Below are 14,686 nucleotides of genomic sequence, written 5' to 3'. Positions count from 1 at the left end.
CATAAGGCTGATACAGATGGCCGAAGTATGTGTACAGAAGATGGCATCGTCCGAAGAGATGGGTGGGTCAGTCCCGGAACTCGACTCGCTCGTTCGAGATACCGATTTTTTCCGCTCGCTGGTCGAGAACGGCTCCGACGCGATCGTTTCGATCGACAAAGACAGCACGATCCTGTACGCGAATCAGGCGGTCGAGCGGGTGTTCGGCTACGAACCCGACGAACTCGTCGGCGAACAGTTGACGGTGATCATGCCCGACCGGTTTCACGCCCAACACTTCGAGGCGGTCGATCAGTATCTCGACACGGGGGAACGACAACTCGACTGGAACAATATCCGTCTCCCAGCCGTCCACAAAGAGGGCCACGAACTGACGCTGTCGATTACCTTCGAGGAACATACCTACGAGGGAAAACGAATTTTCTCGGGAATCATGCGGGATATCTCCGAGCGTGTCGAAAAACAGCGCGAACTCGAACGCCAGAACGAACGACTCGAACAGTTCGCGAGTCTCGTCTCCCACGACCTCCGTGATCCGCTCCAGGCGGCCAAGGCGACGACAGCGGTCGCCAGAGCAGGTGACGAGGAGGCGCTGGAAGAACTGGAGGAGATTCACGACCGGATGGAGGCACTGATCGAGGATGTGCTCTCGCTGGCCAAACAGGGCCAGGCCGTCGGGGAGACAGAACCAGTGTCGGTGGCGTCGGTTAGCGAACGCGCGTGGTCGACCGCCGGTGTCGATAGCGCGACGCTGGACCTGCGTGGGTCGCTGCAGACCGTCTCGGCGGATTCCGAACGGCTGGAGGCGCTGTTTGCGAACCTGTTCCGTAACGCGATCGAACACGGCTCCGAGGAAGTCACGGTCGAGGTGGGACCGCTCGCGGACGCCGCGGGCTTCTACGTCGCCGACGATGGCCCTGGCTTCGACGATGCCGACACCGAGGAACTGTTCACGTACGGCTACACGACCAACGAAGACGGCACCGGATTCGGGCTGAGTATCGTCGCAGAAATCGCAGAAGCGCACGGCTGGGAGGTGCGGGCGACCGACAGCACGGGCGGCGGTGCACGGTTCGAGGTCGAGACATGACGGGGGACGACCGCCCGCTCGTGCTCGCCGTCGACGACGAGGAACGTGTCGTCCAAGCCTTCGATATCTGGCTGGGCGACGGATTCGAGGTCATCACGGCCACCGGCGGCCGCGAGGCGCTCGACCAGATCACCGACGAGGTGGATGTCGTCCTGCTCGACCGACACATGCCGGATCTGTCCGGTGACGAGGTGCTCGAACAGATCCGCGAGGAGGGCTACGACTGCCGCGTGGCGATGGTCACCGCCGTCGCGCCGGAGTTCGATATCGTCGATATGTCCTTCGATCACTACATCTCGAAACCGATCGACGAGTCTGATCTCAGCGAGATCGTTGGCCGTCTCGTCGACATGGGGACGTACGACCAGCGGCTAAACGAACTCTACCGCGTCACCCAGAAGATCGCTACCCTCGAAGACGAGATGACCGACTCGCGGCTCTCTCATCACGACGAGTACGCCGCCCTCGTCGACAAACGCGACCGACTCCGCGAACAGACCCACGAGTTGGTCGACGAGATGGAGCGCGAGCAACTCGACGACGTCTTCGAGATGATCGACTCGAAACAGTAGCTCCGGATCCGGCGAGGCCATAGTATTTTGCCGATTGGGACGCGAGTATCCCGCATGGACACAGCCGATCACGGGGAGCGCTCTGCCGAAGCGTGGCTGCTCGACACGCTCGATGCTGTCTCCCGGGTGATAACCGGAGCGACAGACGCGGCAGAACTCGCCCGGCGCCTTCCCGGCGAACTCACCGAGCCGGCCGAAAATAGCGCCGCCTGGATCGGACAGCCTGCTCGCTCGTCGGAGGCGATTACGATTCGGGCAAGTTCGCCCACACTCTCCGACACGATCACCGATATCGAGGACTCGACGACCGAGCAGGTGCTTGATTCCGGCTCTCCGGCCTTCCTCGACGCTGCGGACTGCCCCGAGTACGACCGGCTCCACCAGTCCGGCGACCTGCCCGCGGCTACGGCGGCCGTGGTGATTCCGATCCCTGCCCTCGACCACGCCGCTGTTTTGCAGCTGTACACCGACGGCGATATCTCTCATCCCGGCGCCTCGGAAACGTTTAGCCGGGTTGCAGAGCTACTGGCTGAGGGCTTCGAGCATCAAGAGGCAGAACGTGAACTACATAGAGAGCGCGAGCGTCTCGAAGCGCTGCGCTCGCTGGTCTCACACGATCTGGGGAATCCGATCAACATCGCTGCCGGTCGCCTCGATCTGGTGCGGACGGAGTGTGACAGCGAACACATCGAACACGTCGAGTCGGCGCTAGAAGAACTCGAATCGCTGGCTGACGAGGGCCTCCTGTTCGTCAAGGCTGGCCGGGAACTCGACGAGCAGTCCGAACTCGATCTGGCGGCGCTCGCTCGGGAGTGCTGGGAGCTGATCGACGACCCCGATGCCACCCTGTCCGTCGAGCCGATGAGGGTGTACGCCGAACCGGAGCGGCTCCGGATGCTCCTCAACCAACTGTTCGACAACGCCGTCGTCCACAGCGACGATCCGGTCACGGTGCGTGTCGGGCCGCTCTCCGGCGAACGCGGCTTCTACGTCGAAGACGACGGACCGGGAATCCCGGACGACGAACTGGAGTACGTCTTCGACCGGGGATACACGACGGACTCCGAACGGGACGGACACGGACTCGCGCTCGTCGACGAGATTGCGGGTGCACTCGGCTGGGCTGTCGAGATTGCCGAGGCGGAGGGAACCCGAATCGAGATCCGAACTGTGACGTGGTGATGGTGAAACATATGGCGCTGGGGTGACAAGGTTCGACAATGGCCGATGTCGTCGTCGTGGATGATTCGCAGTTTATGCGGGTCCAGATCCGCGAGATTCTGGAGGAAGGGGAACACACCGTCGTTGCGGAAGCCGAAAACGGGAAACAGGGAATTGCGGCGGTCCGCGAGCACCAGCCTGACGTGGTGACCATGGACGTGAAGATGCCGGGCATGGACGGCATCGAGACGGTGAGCGAACTCATGGCGACCGATCCGACGCCGGTCCTCATGCTCAGTCGCTACACCGAGGAGGGTGCCGAGACGACCCTCGACGCTCTCGATGCGGGGGCTGTCGATTTCATGATGAAACCGGATGGTGAGGTGACCGCGAGTCTCGTCGAGTACGCGGACGACCTGATCGAACTCGTCAGTGTCGTAGCACAGGCGGATGTCGAGTCGAGAGAGTCAACGCCGGCGGCTGCCTCCGTCCCGGCATCCCCAGACTCGCCGTCGATACCGACTGTTCCCGACCAGCTTTCGGCTCCCGAACTCGCAACGACCGACTGGGAGACACCGCCGACGCTGTTCATCGCGGCCTCGACCGGCGGCCCCTCGGAGATTCACACCGTGCTCGGGGCACTGCCCGCGACTGCCGGGATCCGAGTCGTCGTCGTCCAGCACATGCCCGAGCAGTTCACCGACCGGTTTGCCAACCGACTGGACGATATCTCGGCGTTCGACGTGAGAGAAGCAGCCGACGGTGACCGAGTCGGTCCGAACGAAGCCATCGTGGCCCGCGGTGATCACCACCTCGAAGTCGACCGTGACTTCGGAGACGAACTCGCTGTCACCCTCACCGAAGAGCCGCCGGTGCACAGCGTCCGCCCGGCCGCTGATGTCACGCTCGAATCCGGCGCGAAGACCGTCTCCGGCCCGCTGGTCGGTGTCGTTCTCTCGGGGATGGGAACAGACGGCGCAGTCGGGACGGAGTGGATCGCCGACGCTGGCGGGACCGTCATAGTGCAGGATCCCGACTCGGCGAGTATCGGCTCGATGCCGGAGAACGCAATCGAAACCGGGGTTGTCGACGAGATGCACCCCACTGAAGAGCTTCCAGAAGCGATTCTGGAGGCATTCAGGTCGGCCCGGACCGAGCTATAGCCCGAAGATCGGAACGAACCGGAAGGTGAGGTAGGCACCGAGCGTCGAGATAATCGGGACAACATTCTGCATGATGACGACCCGTGCGGTCGTCGACGGGTTGAATAGTTCGCTGGCGGCCGGGATGTCTTCCGGTTCTTCTTCGCCGATTTCCGGAAGTTCTTCTCCTTCCTCGTCGCCCGCGAGCGAACCCACGGAGACGGTCGTCGATTCCTCACCGCGCATTCCGCCGACGGCGGTCGCGGTCCGGGTCGCCCGACCCCAGCCCAGTCCGATGATACTCATCGTGGCGATGATGACGAAACTCGCGGGGATGCCGATGGCAGAGAGCCCGACGGTCAGTATCGAGGAGACCGAGGCGACGATGATTGCCGCGGTCAGCGGGAGCGCGGTGATATCGCTGCCCATCGTGTCGAGTGTCCGGCGAGCGATCGTAAAGGAACCGAGCGCGACCGCGGCCGACCCGATCACGACTGCGGCGCCGACTTCGAGATCACCGCTACCCACCAGCGGTGCGACTGCGTTGGCGACGTTGGAGGTGCCCGACGCGAACGCCATCAGACAGCCGATGGCGACGACGACGGTCACGCCGGTCAGTTCTCGCCGCGTGGTTCCGGGGCCGCGGACGATCCGCGGGATCGTTCCGGAGGTATCAACTTCGATCACGGGTCCTTCGCTGGCGTCGATGGCGACCATCCGGTTGAGTTTTGGATAGAGATACCGGCCGATCACCCCCGAGACCCAGAACCCGATGATCGGTGCAACGATCCACCAGATGACGATTTCGCCGAGAACAGCCCAGTCGAGCGCGCCGGCGGCCTGAGCAAGGGCAGCAATCGCGCCGACGGTCGTCATCGAGGTTGAGGCGGGGACCCCGAAGATATTGCCGACAAATAGCGCCAACCCGATGAAAAACAGGACTGCGACGCCGCTGCGCAACGTAAAGACCCCCTCACCGTCGATGATGCCGTCCGAGAGCGTATCGATGACTTCAGGTCCGATTGTCACCGCACCGACGGCAAACGAGATAGAAAAGAGGGCTGCGGCCGCGACCTTCGAGATGACGTCCGCACCGACAGCGGGGCCGAACGCGGGCCCGGTTGTCGATCCCCCAATATTGTATCCGACGAACACTGCAACGAGGATGCCGATTGCGAAGAGAGGGTCGATCACTACTGTACGCAACTATTCGCGGGGGGTTAACTGTGGCCTTTTCGATGGGAGCACAACGCATATGGGGCCGTCTCACTTCACGGGAGGTATGACCGAGTACACCACGGTGTCGATCCCGAAAGATCTCGCCGACCGCGTCGAGGACACCATCGAGGGAACTAGTTTCCAGAGCACGAGCGATCTGGTCCGGTTTCTGCTCCGTAGCATCGTCATCCAGCATCAACAGCACGACGAACTCACCGAGGCTGATTTCGAGGAGATCACCGATCAGTTGCAGGATCTCGGCTACCTGGAGTGATCGCCGCTCACTGCTGCGGTCTCTTCTGGCGGTTCGATATCGAGAATTTCGTATTCGACTCGGTTCCCCTTCCGGTCGAAGGCTCTGAACGAATCAGTGTCCCACGGCGGAACGGCGACGAAGACGATTTCGCGCAGATCGTCACGCTTCGAGACACGGAGATCACCGCGGGGGTGTGAGACGAAGACGCCGGGGGTCTGTCCCGCCGGCGTGCCGAGGTCGACACCGAAGATTGCGTTGACGGCTCCCTCTTCGTTGGGCATGTAAAAGTGGGTGAACACGGGCGCGTCGTCGTCGAGATCTAACCCCGACAGATCCGCAGCGTCAGTCACCGCCAGCGGCACCGTCGTCGAATCCGGATCCTTCTCGCTGGCAAATCCCAACAGCGTCTCGACCAGCCCTTCCGTGAGATAGATCACACGTGTGAGTACGGGGCCAAGCTACTTAGCGTCCGGTGGTCGCTGAAAAACAGTGACCTCCGTGTCTGGCGCCGATCAGTGATCGGCGTCGTGTGGGTTCAGTTCGCCGCCGTACTGTTCGACGTGATCGCTGTAGTCGATAAACCGCGGTGCGTCGGGCTCGAAGGGCCGGTCGAGCGCTTCAAAGGCTTTCTTCTTGTCCCAGCCCTGCAGCTTTCCGACTGCGGATTTGTCTTCGAGGTCGTGGTAATCGAGGTGCTCTTTGGTGAGGTTCCACGCGTCGAGTCCCTGCTCTGAGCGAACGATGACCGAGGAGTACTCGTCCGAGGAACCGACAGAGCCGACGGTCAGGTCGGCACAGAAGCCGGTGAAGTCTGCACACTCGTCACAGCCTTTCAGCGCGGCGTCGTGGAAGTTCTCGATGTCTTCTTCGAGGATGCGGTTACCCTCTAGATCGTCGACCATCAACTTGCCGTGGAGCACGTCCATCTTGCCGACGTTGTCGATGTCGATGCCGCGCTGCTCCTGGATCTCTTCGCCGACGAGTTGCTTGTAATTGAAGTTCTTGGTGCACATCAGCGCGATCTTGTAGTCGATCGCGCGGACGCCTGCCTCCTGAGAGCCGTACTCCCACTCGAAGTCCTGCAGTGCGCTGATCCCTTCGATCTCACAGGGCGTGCCGACCAGCGCCAGCGAGATGTCCTCCCAGTCTTTCTCGAACTTGTCTTCCCACTTCGAGAAGTCCAGATGACCGAGCGCCATCGTCTGATTGTAGATGGTGCCGGTGTTGGCCTTGAGTTCTTCCGGGGTGGTGGCCATGAAGCCTTCTGCCTTCCAGGACTCGTCGCCGCTCTCGCTCGCGATGAGCGCACCGTCGATTTCGCCTTCTTCCAACAGCTGAATCAGCACACCGGTGACGACACCGCCGTCCTGTGAGTTGTGCCGCCAGTCTTCCTCGACGCGGGCGGAGAACTCGGTTATCGGGTCGCCTGCACCCTTGACGTTGTCCTCGCCGCCGGTGATCTTCCACTGGCGCTCGTAGCGTAGGCCACCGCGGGGACAGAAGTCCCAACAGAGCGAACAGCCGGTACACATCTTCACGAGTTCCGGCAGGCCGTCGTCGCCGATGCCGATGGAGTCGGAAGGACAGGCCGCGACACAGGTTCCACACTGGATACAGCGGCCCTCGTCGATGACGCCTTCGTCCAGTTCCATGAACCACGTCTTGTCGTCTGGTTTGTCGATGTCGTTCATCTCCGACCGGATGCCGTATCCGGGCGTCTCTAGCTCGGCATCGCCGGGGAGATTGACCCGCTCGTCGGGACGGTCCGGGTCCTCGCGGTTCTCGCCGGGGAGGACCTGACTCGTACCGCTGGCGGGTTCGGTGAACTCGATGTCGCCGAGTTCGCCGTTCTCGTCGACGTTCGTCGGTGTGCCGCCGGCGGACTCGGCACCAGCACCGTCGGCCATCGCGCGGCCGCCGTCGGTCGCTGCCGATTCCTGCGCTGCTGTAGGCTCCTCAGCCGGCGCGTCGTCGCTCGAACAGCCACAGTTCGAGCCGCAACTTCCGCCAGACTGCTTGTTCTTCTCGGCGGGAATCGTCTCGGTCTGCTCGCGCGTCCGGTCGTCGTCGCCGGACATCGGCGGGACACTCGTCGTCCCCTCCGAATCGCTGGCAGGAACGCCGGGCAGTGTCTGCTTCTCGTCGACCTCGCCGCCAGCCTCTCCGACACCGGGGTCGCCGCCACCGATGGCGGGTCCGTCCTCGACGAGTTCCGGATCGTCCTCAGTCGCCATGGGCAACACCCCCGGCGACGTTGGCGTCTGCTCCCTGCATGATGGTGCGGAGTCGGTCGTTGTCGGTCCGGCGACACCACTCGTAGAAGCGTTCGCCTTCGTGACGTTCGTCGGCGTAGGCGTCGAATAGCTGTTCGAGTGCCGGGATCACCGAACTCGCCGGGACGGCGTTTTCGACCCAGTCGATGAACTCGTTGTCAGTACCGAGCGCGCCACCGAGGCCGAAGTCCATTCCCTCGACGATGTTGTCGCCTTCCTCGTTGGTCGTCCCTTCTGGGTCGTCGAGTTGGACGGTCTCGCCGCGGAAGCCGATATCTGCGATCTGTGGCTGTGCACAGGAGGCCGAACAGCCCGACATGTGCATGCGGACGACTTCGAGGTCATCCGGCGTGTCGATACGCTTGTCCAGTGCTTTCGCCCATCGGCGGACACGGTTTTTCGTCTCGATGATGCCGTAATTACAGAACTCAGAGCCCGTACAGCCGACCGCGCCGCGAGAGAACGGACCGGGGTCTGGCTTGTACTTGCGGGCAAACGGCTCGTTCATCAGTTTGCCGATATTCTCCTCTTTGATGTGGGTTAGCACGAAGTTCTGGTCGGTCGCGAGTCGGACCGACGCCTCGTCGGTGCCGTACTTCTTGGCCGCGCGAGCGGCCTCGGCGAACTCGTCGCCGCCCATCCGACCTGTGATGACGTTGAAGCCGACGAATTTCAGACCGTCCTGTTTCTGGTCGTGGACACCGACGTGGTCGCCGGTGTAGCCTTCCGTGAGATCGATACCGCGCTCGTGGAAGTCGATCTCGCTGCGGTCGCGGATGGCCTGCTCGAAGTCTTCGGGACCCATCTGCTGGACGAGATACCGCATCCGGCAGACGCCGCGGTTGTTCCGGTCGCCAAGTTCCTTGAATGTCTGGGCGACCGCTCGGGTGAACTCGACTGCATCCTCCGGCAGGACGAACACGTCCAGCGGTGAGGCCATACGGGGGCCGTCAGAGAGACCGCCGCCGACCTTGACGTGGAAACCGTACTTCCACTCGCCGTCGATCTCCTTCTTCGCGGGGGTCATACCCACGTCGTTGATCTGTGACTGACCGCAGTCGTGTTTACAGCCAGTGATGGTCATCTTGAACTTCCGCGGGAGGTTGGCGAACTCCCGGTTCTCGGTGAAGAAGTCAGAGACGGCTTCGATGACAGGCTGAGCGTTGAATACTTCGTGATCGGAGACGCCGGCAACGGGGCAGCCGAGTACGTTCCGGGCGGAGTCACCACAGCCCTGGATCGTCGTCAGACCGACCTCGTCGTACTTGGCCCAGATCTCCGGCACGTCCTCGATTTCGATCCAGTGCTTCTGGATATCCTGTCGAGTCGTGATGTCGAGGTAGGCGTCACCCCAGATGTCGTTTTGTTCCTCGCCGCCGTGTTCCTCGGGGGCGGTGGAGTGTTTCGTCGCCATCTCGCCGATGACCTCGGCCTGCTCGGGCGTGAGATAGCCACCGGGCGCTTTTGTCCGCATCATGTAGTAATCGTCGTGGACGCCGTGGGTGTACATCCCGGCCCACTTCAGGCGCTCGAACTCGCCGTCGCCCTCGGATTCGGCAATCTCCTCGAAAGACATCCCTTCCTCGGCGTACCGCTTGACGTCTTCGATCACGTCCAGGGGGTGTTTCTTCTCTTTCCACTCTTCGACTGTATTCATGTCTGAACACCTCGTCGGCAGTTGTGCGTATTCATAGGTTGATTCGTCGACAGTTTGTGCAACTGCCGCTTTGTCTACCCTCTATATCCCGGTACACTTTACCTGCTCACTCTCGGTGAATTCCGCCACCCTTCAGTTGTAGCGGACAATTTTGCCCACTCTTTCTCTGACGCTCTCTCATCGACTCCCCGTATTCGGCCATTGTCTGGGGGTTTATCGTCAGTTCGGCTCGCAACAGTCGGTCCTCTGTCGCTCCTACCGGCGTTTGTTTCCGGTATATGCCATGCACGCGGGCGCGAAGGGAAATAAGAGTCACTTACTGGCCGGTAAGAGTCGTCTCCGGGCCAGACCGGGGGACAACAGTCGACTATTTAGGGTACGTCCGGGGCATGTGACCGGATAGCAGGACGGTGGCTGGACGGCCGCAGTCGTGCGAATCGACCGTGTATTCTGGCAAAACCGACAGCAGTAAACGTTCCGGTACAATTTTAAGAGAGAACACGGTAGATTTCTAATATGCCACATACTTGCCGTAATTGCAAGCGGACATTCAGCTCCGAACTCGAACTCGACCTGCACCGGGACAACTGTGAGGATGGGGACCTCTTCTGTGATCGGTGTGGGAACCGGTTCGCGGAGCAGACCGCAACCGAGGATGGCTGGCACTATCGTTGCCCTGAAGCCGACTGTGACGGGGAAGGAATCGGCGAAGATATCCACCAGGTAACGGACGTACGACTACAAACACCCTAGATTTGGCCGCTCGCCTCTGTGGCGCTGACTGTTTTCTATCTTCTCGGTATGTGCATCGCTACCGGGGGTCTTCCGTGATTTCTGCTCAGATCGGTGAGTAAGCGACTGTTTCAAGCATCGCTACTCTTTGAGCGCTCGTACTGGAGCAGTGTCTCGTCGAGCGGAGGTCTCGTCTCTCTTTCACTCTGCTCTGTCTTCAGATATTTGTGCCTCGGACAAAATGTGGCTCCTATGGCTCGAACAGACGATATCGCTCGGTTTTACGATCTGCTGGATACCCTCGCGAACCGAGTCGGCGGTCCCCGCAAACTCAAGAACTGTACCGGCTACATGGACTGGCCGGACCGAGGGGTCTACTTCTTTCTCGAACCCGGTGAGACGCGAACCGACACCGACCAGCAGCGGGTCACTCGGGTCGGCACCCATGCCGTGTCCACGGGTAGCGCCACGTCACTGTGGAATCGACTGAAACAACACTCCGGGACAGGCAGCGCGAGCAGCGATCACCCCCACGGCGGCAATCATCGCGGCTCTGTCTATCGAAAGCGAGTGGGCGAGGCGATCATCGAGCGACACGACCTGCAGGACGACTATCCCGAGTGGGACGAGCGCTGGGCGAGCATCGACCGCGACCGCTCGGCGGTCCGTGACGAGGAGTACATCCTCGAACGCCGCGTGAGTGCGTACATCCGCGAACAGCCCTTTCTCTGGGTCGACATCGACGACGAACCGAGCGCAGACAGCGACCGAGCGTACGTCGAGCAGAATACCATTGCGCTGCTCAGCAACTTCGAGGACCAGACTATCGACCCGCGAGCCGACAACTGGCTCGGGAGAGATAGTCGAAGCCGCAAAATCCGCGACTCGGGTCTCTGGAACGTGAACCACGTCGAGGAGGAGTACGACAGGGCGTTTCTGGACCGCCTCGAAGAGGCTGTCGCTGAGACGATACCGCCGTAGCCGAAGGAGTCGGCCAGCAGTCGTTTACTTCCCCCAGAAGGGATCCCGATTCCGGTGTTTGTCGAGATACATCGAGAGTACCTCTCGCTCGTCTGCAGAGATATCGTCGCCGAGTTCCTGTTCGAGAATCTTCGCGTGTTTCTCGGGAATTTCGACCCACAGTTCGTCGCCTTCCTTGATCTGTCGACCCACGGTCGGGCCGTCGATGGAGACGGCGACGCGCTCGCCGGTCCGGGCCTCGTCGACATCCTCGCCGCCGTCCTGAATCGACTTGAGTTGGCCGACTCGTTCGGGCTTGTTCCCGTCGAAGTTGACGATCCGGGTGTTCCGACGCAGCAGTCCGCCGCGGATCTCGACCCCGACGACCGCGGGATCTGACTGGCGGAAGGTGTGGTCGTCGAGAATCTCGAAGCGCGCGGGGCGGGTGATGTTTTCGAGCACCTGCTCCTGCTGGGCCTGTTCGATCTCCTCGACGTGGTCCTCGTAGCGTTCGATCAGCCGGTAGATCACGTCGTGCTCGAACAGTCGGACCGACTCCTGTTCGGCCAGATCGCGGGCGTCGTCGAGCACGTCCACGTTGAAGCCGAGAATCGCCTGGTGTTTCTCGGTGTCGGCCGTCTCGGCCATCCGCACGTCCCGCGGTGCCACGTCGCCGACTTCGGCCGACATGATCGGGATCTCGGCCTCTTCGAGCGTGCTCGCGAGCGCTTCGAGGCTGCCGAGGGTGTCGGCTTTGACCGTGACGCCTTCTTCTTCGGTCGAGACCTGAATATCCGCGAGTTCGGCTTTCACCTCGGCGATGACCTCCTCGACGTCCTGATTTCGGACGACCCGCACCGGCGCGCCCGCCATCGCGTCGTCGAGATCCGGCGCGGCAATCTTGACACCCTGGGCGGCGACAACTTCGTCGACTTTCTCGAACTCGTCGTCCGACCGGATCTCCGAGAGCGGTTTCGGCTGCAAGAGCGCCCGCACGTCGGTAACGATCGGCCCCGCCTGCCCGCCGACGACGATCTGATCGTCCTCGCGGATCGTTCCGTCGTAGATGACCGCGTCGATTGTCGCACCGAATCCCTGCGTGTCGGTCACCTCCAGGACTGTCCCGGCGGCGGGGCCGTCGACGTCGATGGCCATCTCCTCTTTCATGTACCGCTGGGACAGGCCCATCAGCACCGTGAGCAGGTCGGGGATCCCCTCGCGAGTTTCTGCGGAGACGGGAACGACGCCGATGTTCGACTGGAAGTTCTGGACCCGCCAGTACATATCCGCCGAGAAATCCTCGTCGGAGAGTTGACCGATGATCTCGTAGAGATTCTCGTTGAGGTCGCCCTGAACGCGTTCGCTCTGGGATTCGATGGCGACCTTCGAGGGCCGACCCTCTTCGGGATTCCAGCCCGGAACGGTGTCGATTTTGTTGGCCGCGACGACGAAGGGCGTCGAGGTGCGTTTGAGAATATCGACTGCCTCGTGGGTCTGTGGCTGGAAGCCGTCGTTGACATCGACGACGAGAATCGCGATATCAGCGAGTGCGCCGCCGCGAGAGCGAAGCGTCGAGAAGGAGTGATGGCCTGGCGTATCGATAAAGAGCAGGCCGGGAAGATCGAAATCGTCCGGATCGACGAGGTCACCGGCGATATCCGAGATGACATCGAGCGGCACCGCTGTCGATCCGATGTGTTGGGTGATCGCACCGGCTTCCCCCTCGCTCACTGCGGAGCCGCGGATCTGGTCTAAGAGGCTTGTCTTGCCGTGGTCGACGTGGCCGAGCACTGCGACGATGGGCGTCCGCAACGATGAGGCCTCGTCACGCTCGGTCTGGTGGTGTTCAGACATCCCGTCTCACCTAGAATTGGTAAAAACCAGCCGTCGTTCGCATTTAAGTACATCGGCTCGTCATTCGACCACCTGCTGTCCGGCGATTAGAAATCCGGCAGATCGTCGGGCGCGTCGTACTCTGTCTCCCAGTCGATATATTCGTCTTTCAGCACGTCACAGACGATCTGTCCCAGTTCCGTCAGCGAGGCATTGATACTTGATACTGTTCCCCACGATTCGATGTCGGGGTGGTAGTTCTGTTCTTTCCAGTTCTCGGGAATGCCGGGGGCGTGATAGCCGACACGTTCGGCGAAGGAATCCCAGAAGAAATCGAACTGTTCGATCATCGCCAGATCGAGCATGATCTCGAAGTCGGCCTCGCTCATGTCGGTCTCGGCGGCCCACTGCTCGAAGGCCTCCTCCCACGCCCCGTCTCGGAGAAATTCCTCCAGTTCGTCTCGTTTGTAGTCGGTATCACCGACGACCTCGGCGTCCTCGTACTCGTTCGGATCGATCCCTTCCAGTTCCGGCGGGTCGGGGACTGCCACGTCCAGACTCATACGCGTCGGTTGGGTCGCCGTCGGTATAAACTCGTGAGTCTCTCGGGGACGCATCGGTCTCCCGAAGGCACGGAGGTTTCCTGGAGACGCGTTGGTCTTCCGGAGACACGTAGGCCTTCCCGAGTATGAACAAGCTAATACGATCCTGTTCCAAATGGGGCACATGAGCAGTGACGCGCTTGAGCGCGAGTTAGCCGCCGTCGGGGAGCGGTTCAATTTCGGGGAGTACGAGACCGAGGCGTATCTCATCATTCTCGAACACGGCGATCTGACTGCTGCGGAGATCGCAGAGAAAACCGACATCCCACAGCCCCGCGTCTACGATACAGTTCGGAGTCTGGCCGACAGCGGACTGGTCGAACTGCACGAATCCCGACCGATGCGCGTCGTCGCAATCGATCCAGAGGAGGCGTTCCGGAACGTCCGGTCGACGCTCGACGAACTGGTTTCGGGGCTCTCGGAGCGCTACGTCACGCCGGCCCGCGACGACGAAGTCGTCTCGCTGGTCAAGTCCCGCCAGACCATCTTGCGGTACATCGAGGAGGTCATCTCCGAGGCCGAGTACGAACTCGTGCTCGCGCTGACGCCGACGCTTCTGGGGCGGTACGAGGATCTGCTCGCGCAGCGCCGCGAAGCGGGTGTCACGATCGAACTGCTGGTCGCGCCGGCCGCCGATATCCCGGATCCCGAGGAATACGATTACAGCCGCGTCGCCACGACCGCTCGCTCCCGCCGTGGCGTGACGACGCCGGTCGTCGCCGTCGCTGACGGTGAATACTCGGTGTACAAGCCACAGGATGGGGCCAAAAAAGGCGGTGAGGACCGTTACGGCGTAATCTTCAACCGCTCGGAACTCGGCTTTCTGGTCTCTGGCTTTCTCAACACGGTCGTCTGGAGCTCCGGGACGACGCTCACCGACAGCCGAGACGACCGGCCGTTCCCGCGCCGGTATGCGACGATGCGTCGCTGTGTCGACGATCTAGATCACCGCGACGAGCGGTTTTTCGCCGCCGTCCGCGGCCGCGATGTCGAATCCGGTGAGCGCCGGACAGTCTCCGGTGAAATCGTCGACGTTTCGGTCGGCTCGAACCGCGAGACGGCCGCGATCACCGTCGATACCGGCGACGAACTGGTCGATGTGGGTGGCCAACTCGCCGCGCTCGAAGATCTCGAAGCCTACGAACTCGCCGTTGGGCTGGAAGCGCCGCCAGAGCTGTAACTCCTGTTTT

14 protein-coding genes are annotated in these 14,686 nt (G+C 61.7%); 8 read left to right on the top strand and 6 right to left on the bottom strand.

What is annotated here, in order from left to right:
- Positions 1-40 precede the first annotated feature (40 nt).
- The 4 genes from V8P86_RS04395 to cheB are packed head-to-tail and all read left to right on the top strand — an operon-like array spanning position 41 to position 3,986.
- Positions 41-1,090: a PAS domain S-box protein gene (locus V8P86_RS04395; protein WP_336326023.1), complete on the top strand. Its 1,050-nt coding sequence runs from the start codon at positions 41-43 to the stop codon at positions 1,088-1,090.
- Positions 1,087-1,662, top strand: coding sequence for a response regulator (locus V8P86_RS04390; RefSeq protein ID WP_336326022.1), 576 nt, complete (start codon positions 1,087-1,089; stop codon positions 1,660-1,662). Before V8P86_RS04395 ends, V8P86_RS04390 begins: the two co-directional genes overlap by 4 nt.
- A gap of 54 nt (positions 1,663-1,716) precedes the next feature.
- Positions 1,717-2,844, top strand: coding sequence for a sensor histidine kinase (locus V8P86_RS04385; protein WP_336326021.1), 1,128 nt, complete (start codon positions 1,717-1,719; stop codon positions 2,842-2,844).
- 38 nt (positions 2,845-2,882) lie between these two features.
- Entirely contained in the window at positions 2,883-3,986 is a 1,104-nt protein-coding gene (gene cheB / locus V8P86_RS04380) for a chemotaxis-specific protein-glutamate methyltransferase CheB (RefSeq protein ID WP_336326020.1), read from the top strand.
- Here the strand turns inward: cheB and V8P86_RS04375 are convergent.
- Positions 3,981-5,159, bottom strand: coding sequence for an inorganic phosphate transporter (locus tag V8P86_RS04375; RefSeq protein WP_336326019.1), 1,179 nt, complete (start codon positions 5,157-5,159; stop codon positions 3,981-3,983). The genes cheB and V8P86_RS04375 overlap by 6 nt on opposite strands.
- 88 nt (positions 5,160-5,247) lie before the next feature.
- Here V8P86_RS04375 and V8P86_RS04370 point away from each other — a divergent pair, with 88 nt between their 5' ends.
- Positions 5,248-5,457, top strand: coding sequence for a ribbon-helix-helix domain-containing protein (locus V8P86_RS04370; RefSeq protein ID WP_336326018.1), 210 nt, complete (start codon positions 5,248-5,250; stop codon positions 5,455-5,457).
- Here the strand turns inward: V8P86_RS04370 and V8P86_RS04365 are convergent.
- The 3 genes from V8P86_RS04365 to V8P86_RS04355 all read right to left on the bottom strand — a co-directional run bounded on the left by V8P86_RS04365 (position 5,445) and on the right by V8P86_RS04355 (position 9,369).
- On the bottom strand, positions 5,445-5,876 hold the full coding sequence (locus tag V8P86_RS04365; protein ID WP_336326017.1) for a JAB/MPN domain protein-containing protein: 432 nt from the start codon (positions 5,874-5,876) through the stop codon (positions 5,445-5,447). The two genes, V8P86_RS04370 and V8P86_RS04365, sit on opposite strands and share 13 nt — an antisense overlap.
- Positions 5,877-5,951: 75 nt before the next feature.
- Positions 5,952-7,673, bottom strand: a complete 1,722-nt coding sequence (locus tag V8P86_RS04360) for a Coenzyme F420 hydrogenase/dehydrogenase, beta subunit C-terminal domain (RefSeq protein WP_336326016.1) — start codon at positions 7,671-7,673, stop codon at positions 5,952-5,954.
- Positions 7,663-9,369 (bottom strand): nitrite/sulfite reductase, encoded by a 1,707-nt coding sequence (locus V8P86_RS04355; RefSeq protein WP_336326015.1) that lies wholly within the window; start codon positions 9,367-9,369, stop codon positions 7,663-7,665. Before V8P86_RS04355 ends, V8P86_RS04360 begins: the two co-directional genes overlap by 11 nt.
- 516 nt (positions 9,370-9,885) lie before the next feature.
- Between V8P86_RS04355 and V8P86_RS04350 the strand changes: the two genes are divergently transcribed.
- Together V8P86_RS04350 and V8P86_RS04345 are read left to right on the top strand one after the other, a co-directional pair.
- Complete coding sequence (locus V8P86_RS04350; RefSeq protein ID WP_336326014.1) at positions 9,886-10,122, top strand: HVO_2901 family zinc finger protein; 237 nt, start codon at positions 9,886-9,888, stop codon at positions 10,120-10,122.
- 231 nt (positions 10,123-10,353) lie between these two features.
- A complete protein-coding gene (locus V8P86_RS04345; protein WP_336326013.1) occupies positions 10,354-11,082 on the top strand; it encodes a GIY-YIG domain-containing protein in 729 nt (242 codons plus the stop codon).
- A 24-nt stretch (positions 11,083-11,106) separates the two neighbouring features.
- Here V8P86_RS04345 and infB read toward each other — a convergent pair whose 3' ends face one another.
- Positions 11,107-12,915, bottom strand: a complete 1,809-nt coding sequence (gene infB / locus V8P86_RS04340) for a translation initiation factor IF-2 (protein WP_336326012.1) — start codon at positions 12,913-12,915, stop codon at positions 11,107-11,109.
- Between the two features lie 86 nt (positions 12,916-13,001).
- Positions 13,002-13,457, bottom strand: a complete 456-nt coding sequence (locus V8P86_RS04335) for a DUF7992 family protein (protein ID WP_336326011.1) — start codon at positions 13,455-13,457, stop codon at positions 13,002-13,004.
- A gap of 163 nt (positions 13,458-13,620) precedes the next feature.
- On the opposite strand from V8P86_RS04335, the gene trmB reads away from it, so the two are divergent.
- On the top strand, positions 13,621-14,676 hold the full coding sequence (trmB, locus tag V8P86_RS04330; RefSeq protein WP_336326010.1) for an HTH-type sugar sensing transcriptional regulator TrmB: 1,056 nt from the start codon (positions 13,621-13,623) through the stop codon (positions 14,674-14,676).
- Positions 14,677-14,686 lie beyond the last annotated feature (10 nt).

The organism is Halovenus anhuiensis, from assembly GCF_037080055.1.
Classification (GTDB): Archaea; Halobacteriota; Halobacteria; order Halobacteriales; family Haloarculaceae; genus Halovenus.
The sequence above is the reverse complement of the archived record's forward strand: the minus strand, read 5'-3'. Positions and strand labels throughout refer to the sequence as shown.